This is a genomic window from Pseudomonas sp. R3-41 (assembly GCF_054161485.1).
Genome location: NZ_CP096421.1, coordinates 2,395,322 through 2,414,384, shown reverse-complemented (window position 1 = coordinate 2,414,384; position 19,063 = coordinate 2,395,322). Strand labels below are relative to the sequence as shown.

Here is a 19,063-nt window from a genome sequence, read left to right as displayed (position 1 = left end):
GCAATGGACGGTAAACTGCGGCGGTCCTTTTTCTTTCCTGCATGAGGCTTTGCATGAGCAACCCAGACATCACGTTTATTCCAGATCCGGACGCCGATTCGATTTCCTCCGACGTCGCCGGCTTCGGCGGCCTGCTGGTTTCCACGCAAATCCCCACCCGCGCCGACGGCAGCCTGGAACTGGGCGACATCACGCTGCAGAGCGAATGCACGTTGCAAGCCCTCAAGACCGCCTTGAAGGGTGCCGGCAGTTCCATGGACCGGGTGTTGCACCTGACCATCTACCTGACCGACATGGCCGATCGCGCCGCGTTCAACGAGGTCTACCAACGCTTCTTCGCCAAACCCTGGCCGGTTCGCGCCGCCGTGGGCGTGGCATCGTTGGCGGTCGAGGGGATGAAGGTGGAAGTGACGGCGATGGCGGCGAAGGGTTAAGCGGACGCACTGCACCGTTGTAGCGCTGCACTGCTTTTGTGGCGAGGGAGCTTGCTCCCGCTGGACTGCGAAGCAGGCCCAAGTTTTTTTGCTCAATGCAGAAATTTTGGGGCGGCTTCGCCACCCAGCGGGAGCAAGCTCCCTCGCCACAGGTGTTTTATTAACCCAGGTCCCCCGTCCAGCAGGAGACCTTGTTTATCCCGATGCAGGAACGTTCGGGTTCGGGCTACGTTGTCTTGCGCCGTTACCTACAACTACGCCAGAATCCGCCGGCTTGTGCGCCTGGAGGTCGGGCTTTATCGTTTCCCCGTCGCTGATAAATCAGCGATCGGGTTTAGCGATCCGACTCAACACAGACGCAACAATGCCCAGTCTCGATTGCAGTCTTTACGTCTGCAACTCGCTTTATGGTGGCTGTGCGTGGGAGACCTTCTGGTCCACCCGGGGTTTCTGCGACCCGGATCGCTAACCTGCGTACAGCCGCCACCTTTACTTGTTTAGCGATAGGTCGTGGTGGCTCAACCAATCAAGGCTCAAGACGCCACATTGCCCTGGGTATCCAGCAATTGATCGAACTGAGCGCAATGCTGGCGAACCGTGCGCTGGATAACGTCGAAGCACGCTAGCCAATCCACCCCTTGAAACTGGCCTCTGAGGAAGAGCGCCCAGAGGCCAGCGCGAACCCGCTTTTGTGGCGAGGGAGCTTGCTCCCGCTGGACTGCGAAGCAGGCCCAAGTTTTTTGCTCAATGCAGAAATCTTGAGACGGCTTCGCCACCCAGCGGGAGCAAGCTCCCTCGCCACAGGGGTTTGCCTGGCAATTGCTTAACAAATCCCCGCCTATACTTCTCTGCCAATCCCCCCGGGGCCTGCACTTCCAACAATAAAAAGCAGAGGTGGAACATGGTCTGGCAACAAGTCTACGATCCCTTCGGTAATGCGGTGCTGTCGACGCTCCTGGCGGCGGTTCCGGTGGTGGTGATGCTGGCGTCCCTGGCGTTTTTTCATGTCAAGGCGCACCTGGCGGCGTTGTACGCCCTGGCCTCGGCCTTGCTGATCGCGATCTTCGCCTTCGGCATGCCGGCCGACATGGCCGGTTCGGCGGCGTTGTATGGCGCGGCCAACGGCCTGCTGCCCATCGGCTGGATTGTCCTCAACATCATTTTCCTGCACCGGCTGACCACCGAAAACGGCTCGTTCAAGGTCCTGCAGGACTCCCTCGCGCGCATCACCGACGACCGGCGCCTGCAACTGCTGCTGATCGCCTTTTGTTTTGGCGCGTTCTTCGAAGGCGCGGCGGGCTTCGGCACGCCGGTGGCGGTGACCGGCGCGATCTTGATCGGGCTGGGTTTTTCCCCCTTGGCCGCCTCGGGCCTGGCACTGATCGCCAACACCGCGCCGGTGGCGTTCGGCGCCCTCGGCACGCCCATCATCACCCTGGCCAAAGTCACCGGGCTGGATGAAATGGAATTGTCGATGATGGTCGGTCGGCAGTTGCCGTTCTTCTCGGTGCTGGTGCCGTTCTGGTTGATCTGGGCCTTCGCCGGGTGGCGCAAGATGCTGGAGGTCTGGCCGGCGATCCTGGTGGCCGGCGTCAGCTTCGCCATCCCACAGTTCCTGGTGTCCAACTACCACGGGCCGATGCTGGTGGATGTCATCGCCGCGTTGATCTCCATGGCCTGCCTCACCGGTTTCCTCAAGGTCTGGAAACCGGCCACGGTGCATACGTCCGCGGCGTTGACGGGGCGCCACGATGACTCGAAGATCGAGGCGAGCGAGCAGCAGCAACCGGTCACCACCGGCGCTTTCGGCAGTGACAACCGCCCCGCCGTGCTGCGTGCCTGGATGCCCTGGATCATCCTCACGGTATTCGTCTTCGCCTGGGGCACCCAGGGCTTCAAGAATCTGTTCGACACCCGCCCGGCACTGGACCCGCAAACCCAATCGGCCAAGCTCGACCCCCAAGGCAAGCCGATGCGCGAGGCCAACCCGATCTTCTCGCCACTGGTGACCTTCGGCACCATCCACCAGCAGATCGAGAAAGTCCCGCCCGTGGTCCCGCAGCCGAAAACCGAGGAAGCGGTCTACAAGTTCAACTGGTTCACCGCCACGGGCAGCGGCATCTTCCTGGCGGCGATTCTCGGTGGCTTGCTGATGGGCTACTCCATCCCGCAACTGGTGCGCCACTACCTGCGAACGCTGTGGGTGGTGCGCTACTCGCTGATCACCATCGTGGCGATGCTGGCGCTGGGGTTCCTCACGCGTTATTCAGGCCTGGACGCGACCATGGGCCTGGCTTTCGCCGCCACGGGCATTTTCTATCCGATGTTCGGCACCCTGCTGGGCTGGCTCGGCGTGGCGCTGACCGGTTCGGACACGGCGTCCAACGTATTGTTCGGCGGTTTGCAACGGGTGACGGCGGAACAGTTGGGCATCAGCCCGGTGCTGATGGCCGCGGCCAACAGTTCTGGTGGGGTGATGGGGAAAATGGTCGACGCCCAGTCGATCGTGGTCGCCTCCACCGCGACCCGTTGGTACGGCCACGAAGGCGAAATCCTGCGCTACGTGTTTTTCCACTCGGTGGTCTTGGCGATCCTGGTGGGCGGGCTGGTGACGTTGCAGGCGTATGTGGCGCCGTTCACGCATATGGTCGTCGGCGGACATTGACGGAGGGTCGGGCATGCTCGGGCTGTTGTGGCGAGGGAGCTTGCTCCCGCTCGGTTGCGCAGCGACCGCAAAAAACGGGGCCGCTGCGCGCCCCAGCGGGAGCAAGCTCCCTCGCCACGGGTGAACGCCTTCAAATCAGATAGGCGCACCTACCTTAAATGCACGTTTTACTGAACGCTTTTCAGCTTGACCACATCACCGGACACCGAGGTGGTGTAGCCGGTCAGGACCCAGGCCCAGAACCAGTTTTCCTGGACTTGGGTGTTGATCATGGCGTCGCCGCCCTTGGCCTTGATCGCGGCGGTCTGGGCGCGCACGAAACGGTTGTTCTGCTGGATCGGGATCAGACCGAACAGCAGCAGGCCGGTGGCCTTGGCTTCACTGTGGCCGACAACGGTGTATTGGGTGCTGTCGTATTGCTGGGTTTTCATCGGGGTGCCGGTGCAACCCGCCAGGGCCAGGCCGAACACTGCGCACGCTACAACTTTACTGATGTGATTCATTTGACGCTCCATGGGAAGACGCCCGGGATCCGTCTCTCGGGCGGCGCGTACTCTAACCGATCAGTAATAAATTGACACACCATAATCCGCCCAATTCAGTGCCCAAGAGGCTCATCGCAGAGCCATCCGTCAGGTGCGCCTCCAGCGAAACAGACCCTCGTCGATAACATGAAAACTACGCCACGGAAGGCCGTTCTTTGTCTTGACGGCCGCCAGGTAACGGCCGCTCCCGTTGGAGGATTTCATATGATTGACGTGACTGTCTGGAGCGTAACCCTGCCGGTGCAAACGCCGGCGCAGGTCGTGGCGACCAAAGCCATGCCGACCTTGAAGAACAAGTATTTCGACAATAACGGCCAGAGGATCATCTTCTGGGCGCCCGTGACCGGCTCCCATACCGGTAACAGCAAATACCCGCGTTCCGAACTGCGGGAAACCAGCCGGGACGGGAAACACCGCAACTGGCGCTACAACAGCGGCATCAATACCCTCAAGGGCGAGCTGTCGGTGAACCAGGTGCCTTCCGAAGGCCGTGTGGTGGTGGCGCAGATTCACGCCAAGGATGCGCCGACGCCCTTGTTGAAACTGGTGTACCGCTACGAAAAGGGCATCGGCAATATCGACGTGGAATACCGGTTCAAGCCCAAGGACAAGAAAAGCCCGGTGATCTACACCGTGCCCAAGGTGCCGTTGAACAAATCCTTCTCGTATACGCTGCAAATGGACAAGCAAGGCCAGCTCTCGGTGCTGATCGGCAAGAGCGGTAAACAGGTGAAGTTGGACAAGTCCTGGCAAGGCTACAACTTCTATTTCAAGGCCGGCGTCTACACCTTGGATAACAAGGGCTATTCCAATGAAGGCGGGAAAGTGACCTACACCAAACTGAGCGCCAGTCACAAATGACTGACGCTCAGCCCCGCTTCAAGCCTTTGATGGCGTGGCGAGCGACTGCTGGCCACGGAAGGTAAACACAAAGCCGACCAACACCAGCAGCGCAAAACCGGCCGGGAACAGCCAGATGCTCTGCCAATCATGCCCACCGGCCACGACAAAGTGATCGGTCACCTGCCCCGCCACCCAGAAGCCGATCAGCATCCCCACACCATAAGTCGCCAAGGTAATCAGGCCCTGGGCCGAGCTGCGGAAGCGCTCCGGTGCCTTGGCGTCGGTGTAGATCTGCCCCGAGACAAAAAAAAAGTCGTAGCAGATGCCGTGCAGGGCAATGCCGGTGAACAACATGAACGCCAGGTCGCCGTTATTGCCGTAGGCAAACAATACGTAGCGCAACGCCCACGCCAGCATGCCCACCAGCAGCGCCAGCTTGATGCCGAAGCGCTGGATGAACAGCGGCAACAGCAGCATGAACAACACTTCCGAGACCTGCCCGATGGCCATTTTCGCCGTGGGGTTGGTCATCCCGGTTTCGGCCAGGAACGGGTTGGCATTCTGGTAATAGAACGCCAAGGGAATGCAGATCAGGATCGAGGCGATGAAAAACACCAGGTAACTGCGATCCTTCAACAGCCCCAACGCATCCAGCCCCAGCAGTTGCTTGACGCCGCCAGCGCTGGCCTGTTCCTTGAGCGGTGCCGTGGCCGGCAGCGTGAAGCTGTAGAGCCCGAGGACCAGGGACGCGATGGCGGCCATCAGGAATGTATTGCGCAAGCCGCCAGCCGCGATCGCTTCGCGCGAATCCCAGGCGAACACGAAGCTGATCACCACGCCGGCGACGATCCAGCCAATGGTGCCCCACACCCGGATGCGAGAGAACTCCAGCGCCGGGTCGCGCATCTGCCGGAACGCCACGGAATTGACCAGGGCCAGCGTTGGCATGTAGACCACCATATACACCAGCACATACGGGTAGAACACGCTGAAATCCGCCGCTGAATACAGCTGATACAGCAACACCGCGCCGAGCAGGTGCAGCACCGCCAGGATCCGTTCGGCGTTGAAGTAGCGGTCGGCGATCAGGCCGATGACGAATGGCGCAATGATCGCCCCCCACGATTGCGTGGAGAAGGCCATGCCGATCTGCCCACCGCTGGCGCCCAGGGTGCTGGACAGAAAGGTGCCGAGGGTGACGAACCAGCCGCCCCAGATAAAGAATTGCAGGAACATCATCACGCTCAGGCGTGCATTCATCGTGGTCATGACAGTCACCGTTTTATTGTTGTTCTTGTGAAAATGAAAAGCTTGCACAGCGCTTGTGGCCTGCTTTTGTAACTTGCTTTTGTAACCTGCTTTTGTGGCCTGCTTTTTATGGCCTGATTTTGTGGCGAGGGAGCTTGCTCCCGCTCGGCTGCGCAGCAGTCGTAAAATCCACTGGCGCGGTGTTTCTGGAAAACCGCGCCAGCCTATTTAGGGCTGCTGCGCAGCCCAGCGGGAGCAAGCTCCCTCGCCACAGGGGTCACGCTTTTGGTATTGGGGACAAACCCAACAACCGCCGATTGGAGTCCTCATCCGCCGTGACGCTGGCAAAATCATCGAACGCCTTGCCGGTCTTGCTGATCATGTGCCGCTGGATGAACGCCGCCCCTTCAGCAGCCCCCTGTTGCGAATCCTTCAGGCAACATTCCCATTCCAGGACCGCCCAACCGCTGAAGTCGTATTGGGTCAGCTTGCTGAAGATCGATTTGAAATCGATCTGGCCGTCACCCAATGAACGGAACCGCCCAGGGCGATCGACCCAGCCCTGGTAGCCGCCGTACACGCCGGAACGGGCATCGGGGCGGAATTCGGCGTCCTTGACGTGAAACATGCGGATGCGTTCGTGGTAGCGATCGATGAAGCCCAGGTAGTCCATCTGTTGCAACAGCAGATGGCTGGGGTCGTAGAGAATCGCCGCCCGTGGGTGATGATCCACCGCCTCCAGGAAACGTTCGAACGAGGCCCCGTCGTGGAGGTCTTCGCCGGGGTGGATTTCGTAGCACAGGTCCACCCCCGCCGCGTCGAAGCAATCGAGAATCGGCAACCAGCGCCGGGCCAGCTCGGCAAAGCCCTGCTCCACCAAACCCGCCGGGCGTTGCGGCCACGGATAGACATACGGCCACAACAGCGCACCGGAAAATGTCGCATGGGCCTTCAAGCCGAGACGCTGGCTGGCGCGGGCGGCCAGCTTGAGTTGCTCGATCGCCCACTCGGTCCGCGCTTGGGGCTGGCCACGCACATGGGCCGGGGCGAAGTCATCGAACAGCGCGTCGAACGCCGGGTGCACCGCCACCAACTGGCCTTGCAGGTGCGTCGATAACTCGCTGATCTCCACACCGGCCTGGGCACAGGTGGCCTTGAGTTCATCGCAATAATCCTGGCTCTCGGCGGCCCGGGCCAGATCGATGTATTGCGTGCCCGAGGTCGGCACTTGAATGGCTTTGTAGCCTTGCGAAGCGGCCCACTGGGCAATGTTGGCCAGGGTGTCGAACGGGGCCTCGGCAGACATGAACTGCGCCAGGAAAATACCTGGGCCGCGCAGGCCGCTCGGTGTTGGGTCGGGGGTATTCACAACAAGGATGCTCCACTTTGCACGGCGGTCCATTTCGCCTCGCCGCGGTGGTTGAGGATGGCGGCCTCGATGAACGCCATGCCCCGCAAACCGGTCTCGATGCCGGGTACGCCTGGGGCGTCAGGGCCTTCGGCATGGCTGCGAATGGCCTGGGCGAAATCGCCATAGAGGTTGGCCATGGCTTCCAGGTAACCCTCGGGATGCCCGGCCGGCAGACGCATGCGACGTTGAGCCGCCTCGCACAGCCACGGCTGGCCGACACCGCTGCGCAGGATGCGCAAGGGTTGGTCGAAGGCGCGATGGATCAGGCTCGCCGGTTCTTCCTGGCGCCACTCCAAGGCGCCCTTGTCGCCGTAGACGCGAATCTTCAGCGGGTTCTCTTCGCCGGTGCAGACTTGGCTGGCGATCAACACACCGCTGGCACCGCCCGCCATCTTGAACAGCATCGCCGCGTCGTCGTCCAACTGCCGGCCCGGGACATGGGTGCCCAACGCCGCGCACAGCTGCTGGATCGGCTGGTCGGCGACGAACTCGGCCAGGGAAAACGCATGGGTGCCAATGTCGCCGATGCAACCGCCCAGGCCGGACTGCGAGGGGTCGTCACGCCACTCGGCCTGTTTGTTGCCCTGGGCGGCGACATCCTGGCTGAGCCAGCCTTGGGGGTACTCGACCAGCACTTTGCGCACCGCGCCGATCACACCCGAACGCACCATGTCCCGGGCCTGCCACACCATGGGATAGCCCAGGTAGGTGTGGGCCAGGCCGTAGAGGCAACGGCTGCCTTGCAGCACTTGCTTGAGGGCGAGCAACTCCTTGAGGTCCAGGGCGGCGGGCTTTTCGCTGAACACATGGAAACCGGCCTTCAAGGCCTGGCTGGCAATGGGTGCGTGAAGGTGATTGGGCGTGACGATCACCAGCAGTTCCATGCGCTGGTCAAGCGGCAGCAGCGCTTCGGTGTCGAGCATCTGCTGCCAGTCGTGGTAGCAACGCGACGCCGTCAGGCCCAGGGCCGTGCCGGTTTGCCGGGTGTTGTAAGGGTCGCGGCTGAACGCGCCGCACACCAGCTCGAAACCGCCATCCAGGCCCGCCGCCTCACGATGGGCCTGGCCGATGAACGCGCCCTCTCCACCGCCGACGAAGCCCATTCTTATTTTCGGTGCTACAGGATTCATCGTGATTCTCTTCCTGTCAGGATGATGATGTAACCGGTTACATCATGGCGGAAATCTAGGCTCAGTTTCCCTCCGTGTCAAACCCAACGGGTTCACACCTGAACATTTGTCAGGCGCCCAACCTGCGGTAAGCTCCCCCACCGTACCCCTGTTCCCCGAGGTGATTTTGTCCAACATTCGTGAAGTGGCCCGGCTGGCGGGTGTTTCAGTGGCCACGGTGTCCAGAACGCTGAAATCCCCCGAGCGGGTGCTTCCCGAGACCCGGGACAAGGTCAACGCGGCAGTGGAACAGGCCGGCTACCGGCCCAACCTGATGGCGGTGCAGTTTCGCTCCCGCCGCACCGGCAACCTGGTGATCCTGGTGCCGGCCATCGCCAACACGTTTTTCGCCCGGGTCATCAGTGGCGCGCAGCAGGCCGCGCAGGCGGCGGGCTACCGATTGCTGCTATGCGACACCCAGGGCCGGGTGGAGGTCGAGCGGGAGTTCGCCGCCCTGGTCTATGCCCACCAGGCGGACGGGGTGATCCAGTTGCGCGCCAGCGATCCTTACGAATCGATGCCCACAGGCGCTGAAAGCCTGCCGCTGGTCAACGCCTGTGAAGTGGTCAAGGGTGCACCCTACCCGACCATCAGCCTCGACAACCGCGCCGCCGCCCAGGCCATGACCAAGCATCTGATCGGCCTCGGCCACCGCCGCATCGGCATCATCAAGGGACCACGCAGCAGCCCGCTGACCCTGGACCGCGTGGCCGGTTACCAGGATGCCCTGGGCCAGGCCGGCATCGCCGTCGACCCCAGCCTGATCTGCCATGGCGACTTCACCTTGAAGGCCGGTGACGACGGTGCCGGTGCGATGTTGGCGTTGGCCGACCGCCCCAGCGCGCTGTTCTGTGAAAACGACGAAATGGCCATCGGCGCGCTCAGGCGCATCAAGCAAATGGGCCTGCGGGTGCCCGAGGATATTTCCCTGGTGGGCTTTGACGACATCCCATTCGCCGCCTACTGCGACCCGCCCCTGACCACCATTTCCCAGCCTGCCGAAGCGTTTGGTCAAAAGGCGGTGCAGATGCTGATTGCCTTGATCGAGAAGAAGCCGATTGCCGAACGGCATGTGGTGTTGCCGTTTGAGTTGACGGTGCGGGGCAGTACAGCGCCCCTGGCGTGACCGGGAACCTGTGGCGAGGGAGCTTGCTCCCGCTGGGGCGCGCAGCGGCCCCAAAGCAGGACTCAATCAACCTGACACTCCGCGCTGCCTGGTCGAGGGGCTGCTACGCAGCCCAGCGGGAGCAAGCTCCCTCGCCACAAAAAGCCTTTACGGTGCCTCGACTCGCCTCCGCCCCCGTTTGAACTACAGTGGAAGGACTCTGCATAAAGCCATAACAAGACGGAGAGTTTCCCATGCGAGTCAACAAGCGCTTCACCCTCCTGGCCGCCGCGGCAGCCTTGGCGGTCACCACCACCGCTCACGCGGCTCCCCCGGTGTTCATCAATATCCTGACCGGAGGCACCAGTGGTGTGTATTACCCGATCGGGGTCGGGCTTTCACAGATCTACAGCAGCGGCATCGAAGGTTCCAAGACGTCGGTCCAGGCTACCAAGGCGTCGGTGGAAAACCTGAACCTGCTGCAAGCCGGGCGCGGTGAGTTGGCCCTCGCCTTGGGCGACTCGGTGGCCGACGCGAAAAACGGCGTGGAGGATGCCGGCTTCAAGGCACCGCTGACCAAGCTGCGGGCGATTGCCGGCGCGTACCCCAATTACATCCAGATCGTTGCCAGCGAGGAATCGGGGATCAAGACCCTGGCGGACCTCAAGGGCAAGACCGTTTCCGTGGGCGCGGCGAAATCCGGCACCGAGCTCAACGCCCGGGCGATCTTCAAGGCGGCCGGCCTCACCTACAACGACATGAAGGTCCAATACCTGCCGTTCGCCGAGTCGGTTGACCTGATCAAGAACCGGCAACTGGACGCCACCCTGCAATCCTCCGGCCTGGGCATGGCGGCCATTCGTGACCTGGCGTCGACGATGAAGTTGAATTACGTGTCGATTCCCACCGATGTGGTGGAGAAAATCGGCAACCCGGCCTACCAGAGCGCGATGATCCCCGCCAACACCTACGATGGCCAGGCTGATGCCGTGCCCACCGTGGCCATCACCAATATCCTGGTGACCCGCGCGGACGTCCCGGACGAAGTGGCCTACCAGATGACCAAGCTGCTGTTCGACAACCTCGCCCGCCTGGGCACTTCCCATTCGGCGGCCAAGGACATCAACCTGAAAAACGCCGCGAAAAACCTGCCCATCGCGCTCCACCCCGGTGCCGAGCGCTACTACAAGGAAGTGGGCGCGCTATAGCCCCTGGCCTGCAACGGCGCGCGTCGCCGTTGCAGCATTGCCTTTCGCATCCGCACGTCGACAACAGGCAGGCATTTCATGAGTGAAGACCAGCACGGCATCGCCACGGACCCGAGGGACTGGCCCAAGACGCTGTTTTACGTGGCGTTGCTGTTTTCCATCTTTCAAATCATCACGGCAGCCTTTTCACCGGTTTCCAGCATTGTGCTGCGGGCGGTGCATGTGGGCTTTCTGCTGTGGGTGGTGTTCCTCAGCTACCCCGCCCATGGCAAGCAACGACCCTGGCAACCCCTGGCCTGGGCGTTGGGCCTGGCGGGAATGGCGACGGCGCTCTATCAATGGGTGTTCGAGGCCGACCTGATCCAGCGTTCCGGCGACCTGACGACTGCCGACATGGTCATCGGGGTCATCCTGATCGTGCTGGTGTTCGAGGCGGCGCGGCGGGTGATGGGCATTGCCTTGCCGATCATCTGCGGCCTGTTCCTGGCCTATGGCCTGTTCGGCGAACACCTGCCAGGCGACCTGGCCCATCGCGGCTACGGTGTCGATCAACTGGTCAATCAATTGTCCTTCGGCACCGAAGGGCTCTACGGCACGCCGACCTATGTGTCGGCCACCTACATTTTCCTGTTCATCCTGTTTGGCGCCTTCCTGGAAAAGGCCGGCATGATCAAGCTGTTCACCGATTTCGCCATGGGCCTGTTCGGTCACAAGCTGGGCGGTCCGGCAAAGGTGTCGGTGGTGTCGTCGGCGCTGATGGGCACCATCACCGGCTCGGGCATCGCCAACGTGGTGACGACCGGGCAGTTCACCATTCCGCTGATGAAACGCTTTGGCTACAAGGCGGCGTTTGCCGGCGGCGTGGAAGCGACGTCGAGCATGGGCAGCCAGATCATGCCACCCGTGATGGGCGCGGTGGCGTTCATCATGGCCGAGACCATCAACGTGCCGTTCGTGGAAATCGCCAAGGCCGCGCTGATACCGGCGTGCCTGTATTTCGGCTCGGTATTTTGGATGGTTCACCTGGAAGCCAAGCGCTCCGACCTCAAGGGCCTGCCCAAGGACCAATGCCCCAGCGCGTGGGGCGCGGTCAAGGAGAGCTGGTTCCTGCTGATCCCGCTGGGGGTGCTGGTCTATCTGCTGTTTTCCGGACGCACGCCGCTGTTCTCCGGCATGGTCGGGCTGGCGCTGACGGCCATCGTGATTCTCGGTTCGGCGATCATTCTCAAAGTCTCGAGCTACGCCTTGCGCTGCGCCTTCTGGGTCGCGCTGGGCATACTCTGCGTCGGATTCTTCAGGATGGGCATCGGCATCGTGTTTGCGGTGATCGGCCTGCTGGTGGTGGCGTGCTGGTTCATGCAAGGCACGCGGGAAACCCTGGTCATCTGCCTGCACGCCTTGGTGGACGGTGCCCGCCACGCCGTTCCGGTGGGGATCGCCTGCGCCTTGGTCGGCACCATCATCGCCGTGGTGTCGCTGACGGGCGTGGCGTCCACCTTCGCCGGTTACATCCTGGCGATCGGCAAGGACAATCTGTTCCTGTCGCTGCTGTTGACCATGCTCACCTGCCTGGTGCTGGGCATGGGTATCCCGACCATTCCCAACTACATCATCACCAGCTCCATCGCCGCGCCGGCCCTGCTGGAACTGGGCGTGCCGCTGATCGTGTCGCACATGTTCGTGTTTTATTTCGGCATCCTCGCCGACCTGACGCCACCGGTGGCACTGGCGTGTTTCGCCGCCGCGCCCATTGCCCGGGAAAGTGGCCTGAAGATCAGCTTCTGGGCGGTGCGCATCGCCCTCGCCGGTTTCGTCATCCCGTTCATGACGGTCTATAACCCGGCCTTGATGCTCCAGGGCGACAACCTGTGGATGACGACGTACATGCTGATCAAGACGTTACTGGCTGTCGGGCTCTGGGGGATGGCCTCCACCGGTTACCTGCAACAGAAAATGCCGGTGTGGGAACGCCTGCTGTGCTTCGCCGCTGGCGCGTTACTGGTGGTTGCCCTGCCCCTGACCGATGAGATTGGCTTCGTGCTGGGTGGGCTGCTGATCTTCCAGCATGTTTGGCGCGCGCGACGTAGCGGACGGGCCTTGGCGTGATCGGGCTGTGCCTGGGCCTGTCCGGCGTGGTCTGGGCCCAGCTTGCCGTGACCGATTTCACCCTGGCGTGGAACCACACCATCGAGAAGATCCGCTGGGAGGAAGACTATCGCGTCAGTGAGCAGGGCCTGGTCCTGGGTGAGGCAAGGGTCAAGGGCAATGGCGCGGGCATGGAGATTCCCGACGATGCCCGGCTGGAAAATGGCAGTTGGCACTATCAGCGCCAGGTGCCACCCCTGCAACCGCTGAAACTGGGGCGCACGCCCCAGGCCGGTGATTATCAATTGTGTTTCGACGGGGGTTGTCGGCCGATGAGTCATTGGTTGGGGCCGCCTACGGCGGGCCAACCGACGGTGGAGCTGTGGAGTTGCGGACAATCCTGAGCCCATCAGAAAACACCTGAGAAAAAGTAGACGTCTGTGGCGAGGGAGCTTGCTCCCGCTGGGCTGCGTAGCAGCCCCTCAACCAGGTAGTGCGGTGTGTCTGGTTGATTCAATCAGTTTCATTGGGGGCCGCTTCGCGCCCCAGCGGGAGCAAGCTCCCTCGCCACAGAGACCATCACGCCATCGAAGATGGGTGCTTCAATCAGGCAAACGTCGCCCCTCGGGTATTCACGAACAGCGAATACAACGAGTGGCTGCCGGCCATGAACAACCGATTGCCTTCCCGGCCGCCGAAGCAGACGTTAGGGCATCGCTCCGGCAGGGAGATGTGCCCGATGGCCTTGCCTTCGGGGTTGAACACCCGCACGCCGTCGAGTTTTTCCAGGTCGGCCTTGGGGTCGCCATTGCCGCCCCAACCGCACCAGAGGTTGCCGCTCTCGTCGCACTTGATGCCATCGATCGCCGCGTAATCCAGGCCTTCGATGTGCTTGCGCCGCTCGCCCAGGGTGCCGTCGGCCTTGACCGCGATGGCCCAGACCAAGCGGTTGGGCTTGGCCCGGCCTTCGACCACATAGAGGGTTTTCTCGTCCGGGGAGAAACACAACCCGTTCGGCCCCGCCAGGTCGTCGATCACCCGGCTGACCTTGCTGGTTTCGCCGTCGATGCGGTACACCGCGTGGGGTTGGACCGGGGTGACTTTGTGCCCTTCGTAGTTGTTGCCGGTCTGGAACGGTGGGTCGGTGAACCAGACCGAACCGTCCCGCTTGCAGACGATGTCGTTGGGCGAGTTGAAAGGCTTGCCCTCGAAACTGTCCGCCAGCACAGTGAGGGTGCCGTTGTGTTCGGTGCGAGTGATACGCCGGCCTTCGCTGGCGGTGGTGGAGCCTTCGCACACCAGCAGTCGCCCCTGGCGATCACGGCACATGCCGTTGGAGAAATTGGAGTTCTCTCGGTACACCGACAGGCCACCGGTAATTTCATCCCAGCGCACGATGCGGTTGTTGGGGATGTCACTGACCAGCAGGTAACGCCCGTCACCGACCCACACCGGCCCTTCTGCCCAACGCAGGCCGCTGGCGAGCTTCTCCACGCTGGCGTTGAAGATGCGCAAGTCCATGAAGCTGGGGTCGAGGATGTTAACCAGCGGGTCCGGGTAACGCTGGCTCAAGGGCTCGGCCTGGGCGAGTCCCGGCAGGTTGCCGAGGGTAGCGGCGGCGGCCGAGACCACCAGGGATTTTTTCAGGAAGACCCGGCGGCCTTGATCGGCGGCGGTTGCAGATTGCGAAGCATCCATCGTGCGTCTCCGTTAATTATTATTGGACGGGGACGATAGTTTTACTCCGTGATAAGACATCGTACAAGTGGACGGAACGGCTTGCCCGGAGAATTCATCAGTCCGGGTGCAGCGGTATACGCACGGTGAAGGTCGTGCCGCCTCGCGCCTTCGAATGCACCTCGATGGTGCCCTGGTGGGCCGAGACGATCGCCGAGGCGATGTGCAGGCCCAGTCCGAGCCCGGCCGTGGAACCGTATTGCGCTTCACCGCTGCGCAGATTTCGGACCATCGGATTGAAGATGCTGGCGATGGCCTCTTTCTCGATAGGCTTGCCCTGGTTGTTGATTGCGATCACTGCCATATCTCGTTCAACACTCAACGAAACGGTAATCGGCGTGCCTTCGGTGCCATGCTGGACAGCGTTGCCGATCAGGTTGGCGAACACCTGCTCCATACGGGCTGGATCGAACAGCCCCTCCAGGGCACCGGTCGTTTCAAAGAGGATTTCGCTTTCCGGGTGATAGGCCCGCGCCTCCTCCACCATGCCTTCGCAAGCCGCCACCAGATCACCGTTGAAACGCTGCACCGGAATGCCCGAGCCGAGCTGGGTACGGGTGAAATCCAGTAGATCGCCGACGATTTTGTTGGCCCGCTTGACGCTGGTGTAGATGCGCGACGTGATCTTGGTGGCTTTGGCGGGTAGGTCCCCGGCCCGTAGCAGCACTTCGGAACTCAGCAGGATCGCGCCCAAGGGGCTGCGCAGGTCATGCCCGAGAATTCCCAGGAAGATGTTGCGCGACGCATCCACCGCTGCCGAATAACTGACCACGGACTCGGCCAAGGCCTGGTCCACGGCCTCGTTGAATCGAATCAGATCGTCCATGACCTGTTTGTGATCCAGTTGCATGTGCGGCATCCAAAGCATGAGCACGCTAGTGCGCAGGGCCCGGTATTCGGAAACCATTTGCTCGACGGTGAAACCCGAGGACTGACGGATGACCGCATGGGTTTCGGCGGCGGTTTCGGCCTCGGTCGCCGGCGCTTCCCCGTGGGACTTGGTAATCGCCTCCTGGCGCGTTTGCGAAGTGCGCAGGTCTGCGGCGATGGTGCGCAGCATCTGCTCGGCATGGTCGCGCAGGGCCACGGAATCCATGCCAATCGACGCGGGGGTGATGGTTTTGGCGAAGTCTTCCCACGCCTGAAGAATCGGCTCGATGTTGTCGAGGATGAAATCGGCCAGGCGCATGAGTTTTTCCGCAAGAAGGCAATGCTGTAGACGACACAGCGGCCTGATGGTTGTACAGCAAAGCACTGGGCAATGTGCGTAATGCTGTTCACCAAGCCGTTATGGGAGCGAGCTTGCTCGCGAAGAGGCCGGCAAGCCCAGCATCCATGTGACTGAACACTGCTATCGCGAGCAAGCTCGCTCCCACACTGGCTTCCGGGTGTCCACAGCTCCTGCGTCCAGGCACAGGACCCCTGTGGGAGCGGGCTTGCTCGCGAAGAGGCCGGCACATCCAACATCTTCATTGACTGGACCACCGCTATCGCGACCGCCCCCATGCAACCGAGCGAATAGGCCCGCCGATCTTGTCCCTTGCACCCCATGAGGTAAAAACCTTAGAGTTGTACGACAACCTATAACCTAAAAATAACCGATCCGGGGCCTTTTGCCTTGGCGGCCGCCTTCGAGACATCTGCCATGACCCGCTCCACCGCTACACCTGCCGCTTCCACGCCATTACCCCGCCACCTCGCCGTACTTGTCCTGCTGTGCATGGGCTGCGCCTTCGCCGGCAACCACGTCGCCGCCCGGGCCGCGTTCGATGACGGTGCCGGGGTGTTGCTGGCGATCCTGCTGCGTTCGGGCGGGACGCTGCTGGTGCTGGCGGCGATGGTGCTCTGGCAACGGCAGAGCCTGCGCTTGCCGCCCGGTGCGTGGCGTTGGCAATTGACCCTGGGGCTGTTGATCGGCGCCCAGAGCCTGTGCCTGTACTCCGCTGTGGCGCGGGTGCCGGTGGCGTTGGCCTTGTTGGTGGGCAACGTGTTTCCGATCCTGCTGGCCTTGCTGACCTGGGCGTTGGGTGGCCCCCGCCCGACGGCGCGCACCGCCGCGTTGATGGGCATGATCCTGGTGGGGCTGGTGTTCGTGCTGGAAGTGCCGGCGCGGTTGTCGTCCGGGCAGGACGTTGGCCCGCAATGGCTGCTCGGGGTGGGCCTGGCCTTCTGCGCCGCGTGTGTGTTCGCCTGTGCGCTGTGGATCACTGATCACAAGTTGTCCCAGGTGCGCGGTTCAGTCCGCAGCCTGCTGACGATTTTCATCGTGTTCAGCAGCGTCAACCTCGCCGGCCTGACCGGTGCCCTGCCCGGCGGTTTCGACCTGCCGGCCAGCAGCACCGGCTGGCTCGCCCTGGCGACCTTGGTGGTGCTCTATGGCACCGGGTTCATCGTGCTGTTCATTTCCGTACCCCGCCTGGACATGCCGCGCAACGCCCCGGTGATGAACATCGAACCGCTGGCGACGCTGCTGATCGGTTGGCTGGTGCTGGACCAGATGCTCAACCCGGGCCAGATCCTGGGCGGCGCGATTGTGGTGACGGGCATCGTGTTGCTGACCTATCGCAAGGTTGAGCGGGCCAAGGTGCCGGTGGCTGGAACAGCGAATTGAACTGACTGACCACCCTTGTGGCGAGGGAGCTTGCTCCCGCTCGGCCGGGCTGGCGTTCCAGCGCGAAGCGGTCGCCAATGCCTTGGGCCTGCTTCGCAGGCCAGCGGGCGGGGACTCCCTCGCCACAAATGTGTTCAGTCAGCGCTACAGCGTATGCCCCGTCATGGGTCCAGACAGACCCACACGGACCTGAAATTTAGTCTCCGCCCTGCGGAAACTTGTTCCCAAACCCACAGTCCTACCCCAGCCGTGAAAACCTCGCCGACCTGCAGCGACGAATTTTCCAACTGATCGGCGCCGAGCCTGGCGCTAACGCAACTCCCCCTTCTTGAGCCGTTCGCCCCATGCGCCACCCTGTTCGCTCTTGCCGTTTCGTTTCGCTGTGCCTGCTTGCCCTGTTTCCCTTACTCACCAGCCCCGCCCAGGCCCGCGGCGAAAGGCAGCTGGTGGAAGCCATCAACGACTTCCGTAGCCAGTCCCGCCGTTGTGAATGGCGCACGGTGCGGGCGACGCAGCCGCTGGTGCTGCGTTCGAGCCTGGGCTTGCCGATCGGTTTTCGCGGCGGTCTGCGGGAGACCTTGAAAGACGCCGGCTATCAAGCCCAGGCCGTGCGCAGCATTCGCCTGACCGATGCGCGGGACGCCGAAGAAGCCTTTGAAATGCTGGCCGATGAACATTGCGCAGCGCTGCTGGACAACCAGTACGCCGATATCGGCGTCAATCGGGTCGATGATGAATGGCGCGTCGTGCTGGCGCAGCCCATGGGCGGCACGCGGATGAGCGATGCGGGGGCGTCGGACAAGGCGCTGCTGACCCAGGTCAATGCCGCCAGGGCCAAGCCCCGGATGTGCGGGCGCCAGCGCTTCGCGGCGACTCGGCCGCTGAGCTGGAACGCCGCCTTGGGCACGGCGGCCCAAGGCCACAGCCGGTCGATGGCCCGGGAGAATTATTTCGCCCATCGCGACCCGGACGGACGCTCCACTTCCGATCGGGCCAAGAGCGCCGGTTTTCGCGGACGTAAATTGGGCGAGAACATCGCCGCCGGCCAACGTTCACCAAGCCAGGCCCTGCACGATTGGCTTGCCAGCCCCGGACATTGCGCCAACCTGATGAATCCGATGTTCACCCAAATGGGCGCAGCCTCGGCCCGCGATTCACGCAGCGATGCGGGGGTGTATTGGACGATGGTGCTTGGCGCGCCGTGAAACATTACTCCCAGCGCTGAACCATACGCTGTGGTGGCGAGGGAGCTTGCTCCCGCTGGACTGCGAAGCAGGCCCAAGGCATTGGCGACCGCTTCGCGGTCGAGCGGGAGCAAGCTCCCTCGCCACAAGGGCTACGGCGAATCGGCCAGCGCTCATATAGGCCGACGCACCGCCCGCACCTTGCCACTGCCTCCGCCGCCACAGAAAAACCGGTCGGCCCCATCGGATTCCAACCCCGACACACCGATCCCCGGCGGCATCGTCACGCTTTCCAGCACTTGCGCCGTTTGCGGATCGATGCGCCGCAAGTCGCTCTCGTCGTTTTCCCAGGTGCCATGCCACAGTTCGCCATCGACCCAGGTCACGCCCGTGACGAAGCGGTTGGACTCGATGGTGCGCAGGACCCGGCCGTCGGCGGGGTCGATCTGCAGGATCTTGCGCGCCTTGTACTGACCGACCCAGAGCGAGCCTTCGGCCCACGCCAGGCCGGAATCATCACCGCTGTTGGGGGCAGGAATCGTGGCCAGGACCTGGCCGGTGCGTGGGTCGATCTTGCGGATGCTGTCACCGGCGATCTGGAACAAATGCTCACCGTCAAACGCCGTGCCCGCGTTCGCCGGGACATCGAGGGCATGCACGGTCTGGCCGCTGGCGGGGTCGAGGGCGTGCAGCTTCTCGCCTGAAGCGAACCAGACGCGCTCGCCATCATGGCTGACGCCGTGCACGCAGTCGACGCCCGGGAACGGGCCGTATTCACGCAGGATCTGTGCCTCTGAACGTTTCATTTCACTCGCCTC

16 protein-coding genes and 1 pseudogene are annotated in these 19,063 nt (G+C 62.6%); 10 read left to right on the top strand and 7 right to left on the bottom strand.

Annotated features, from left to right (window positions below):
- Positions 1-53 precede the first annotated feature (53 nt).
- The 3 genes and pseudogenes from M1D99_RS10890 to M1D99_RS10880 all read left to right on the top strand — a co-directional run bounded on the left by M1D99_RS10890 (position 54) and on the right by M1D99_RS10880 (position 3,099).
- Positions 54-434, top strand: coding sequence for a RidA family protein (locus tag M1D99_RS10890; protein ID WP_458131761.1), 381 nt, complete (start codon positions 54-56; stop codon positions 432-434).
- Positions 435-961: 527 nt separating this feature from the next.
- Positions 962-1,060, top strand: a pseudogene (locus M1D99_RS10885) (DUF6124 family protein); the annotation flags it as partial.
- Positions 1,061-1,335: 275 nt separating this feature from the next.
- Positions 1,336-3,099: an L-lactate permease gene (locus M1D99_RS10880; protein WP_434575213.1), complete on the top strand. Its 1,764-nt coding sequence runs from the start codon at positions 1,336-1,338 to the stop codon at positions 3,097-3,099.
- Positions 3,100-3,266: 167 nt separating this feature from the next.
- On the opposite strand, the gene M1D99_RS10875 is transcribed toward M1D99_RS10880, so the two are convergent.
- A complete protein-coding gene (locus tag M1D99_RS10875; protein ID WP_186710227.1) occupies positions 3,267-3,602 on the bottom strand; it encodes a hypothetical protein in 336 nt (111 codons plus the stop codon).
- 246 nt (positions 3,603-3,848) lie between these two features.
- Here M1D99_RS10875 and M1D99_RS10870 point away from each other — a divergent pair, with 246 nt between their 5' ends.
- Positions 3,849-4,505, top strand: coding sequence for a polysaccharide lyase family 7 protein (locus tag M1D99_RS10870; RefSeq protein WP_458131760.1), 657 nt, complete (start codon positions 3,849-3,851; stop codon positions 4,503-4,505).
- A gap of 18 nt (positions 4,506-4,523) precedes the next feature.
- Here the strand turns inward: M1D99_RS10870 and M1D99_RS10865 are convergent, their stop codons facing one another.
- The 3 genes from M1D99_RS10865 to M1D99_RS10855 form a co-directional block, all read right to left on the bottom strand.
- Positions 4,524-5,756 (bottom strand): nucleoside permease, encoded by a 1,233-nt coding sequence (locus M1D99_RS10865; protein ID WP_458131759.1) that lies wholly within the window; start codon positions 5,754-5,756, stop codon positions 4,524-4,526.
- A 256-nt stretch (positions 5,757-6,012) separates the two neighbouring features.
- Positions 6,013-7,104 carry a sugar phosphate isomerase/epimerase family protein gene (locus tag M1D99_RS10860; protein ID WP_434575208.1) on the bottom strand — a complete coding sequence of 364 codons (1,092 nt, stop codon included), beginning with the start codon at positions 7,102-7,104 and terminating at the stop codon, positions 6,013-6,015.
- Positions 7,101-8,276: a Gfo/Idh/MocA family protein gene (locus M1D99_RS10855; RefSeq protein ID WP_458131758.1), complete on the bottom strand. Its 1,176-nt coding sequence runs from the start codon at positions 8,274-8,276 to the stop codon at positions 7,101-7,103. The genes M1D99_RS10860 and M1D99_RS10855 overlap by 4 nt, the downstream gene beginning before the upstream one ends.
- 166 nt (positions 8,277-8,442) lie before the next feature.
- On the opposite strand from M1D99_RS10855, the gene M1D99_RS10850 reads away from it, so the two are divergent.
- From M1D99_RS10850 to M1D99_RS10835, 4 genes are all read left to right on the top strand, one after another.
- Positions 8,443-9,441: a LacI family DNA-binding transcriptional regulator gene (locus M1D99_RS10850; RefSeq protein WP_434575204.1), complete on the top strand. Its 999-nt coding sequence runs from the start codon at positions 8,443-8,445 to the stop codon at positions 9,439-9,441.
- 233 nt (positions 9,442-9,674) lie between these two features.
- Complete coding sequence (locus tag M1D99_RS10845; RefSeq protein ID WP_186710213.1) at positions 9,675-10,628, top strand: TAXI family TRAP transporter solute-binding subunit; 954 nt, start codon at positions 9,675-9,677, stop codon at positions 10,626-10,628.
- A 78-nt stretch (positions 10,629-10,706) separates the two neighbouring features.
- On the top strand, positions 10,707-12,734 hold the full coding sequence (locus M1D99_RS10840; protein ID WP_434575201.1) for a TRAP transporter permease: 2,028 nt from the start codon (positions 10,707-10,709) through the stop codon (positions 12,732-12,734).
- The gene (locus tag M1D99_RS10835) at positions 12,731-13,117 is read left to right on the top strand and encodes a DUF1850 domain-containing protein (RefSeq protein ID WP_434575200.1); all 387 of its coding nucleotides are present in this window, start codon (positions 12,731-12,733) and stop codon (positions 13,115-13,117) included. Before M1D99_RS10840 ends, M1D99_RS10835 begins: the two co-directional genes overlap by 4 nt.
- Before the next feature lie 202 nt (positions 13,118-13,319).
- Here M1D99_RS10835 and M1D99_RS10830 read toward each other — a convergent pair whose 3' ends face one another.
- Positions 13,320-14,411 carry an SMP-30/gluconolactonase/LRE family protein gene (locus M1D99_RS10830; RefSeq protein WP_434575198.1) on the bottom strand — a complete coding sequence of 364 codons (1,092 nt, stop codon included), beginning with the start codon at positions 14,409-14,411 and terminating at the stop codon, positions 13,320-13,322.
- A 97-nt stretch (positions 14,412-14,508) separates the two neighbouring features.
- A complete protein-coding gene (locus tag M1D99_RS10825) occupies positions 14,509-15,639 on the bottom strand; it encodes a sensor histidine kinase (protein WP_434575197.1) in 1,131 nt (376 codons plus the stop codon).
- Positions 15,640-16,095: 456 nt separating this feature from the next.
- Between M1D99_RS10825 and M1D99_RS10820 the strand changes: the two genes are divergently transcribed.
- A complete protein-coding gene (locus M1D99_RS10820; protein WP_434575196.1) occupies positions 16,096-17,061 on the top strand; it encodes an EamA family transporter in 966 nt (321 codons plus the stop codon).
- Between the two features lie 344 nt (positions 17,062-17,405).
- On the top strand, positions 17,406-18,266 hold the full coding sequence (locus M1D99_RS10815) for a CAP domain-containing protein (protein ID WP_434575194.1): 861 nt from the start codon (positions 17,406-17,408) through the stop codon (positions 18,264-18,266).
- Between the two features lie 152 nt (positions 18,267-18,418).
- On the opposite strand, the gene M1D99_RS10810 is transcribed toward M1D99_RS10815, so the two are convergent.
- Complete coding sequence (locus M1D99_RS10810; protein ID WP_186710202.1) at positions 18,419-19,051, bottom strand: Vgb family protein; 633 nt, start codon at positions 19,049-19,051, stop codon at positions 18,419-18,421.
- Positions 19,052-19,063 lie beyond the last annotated feature (12 nt).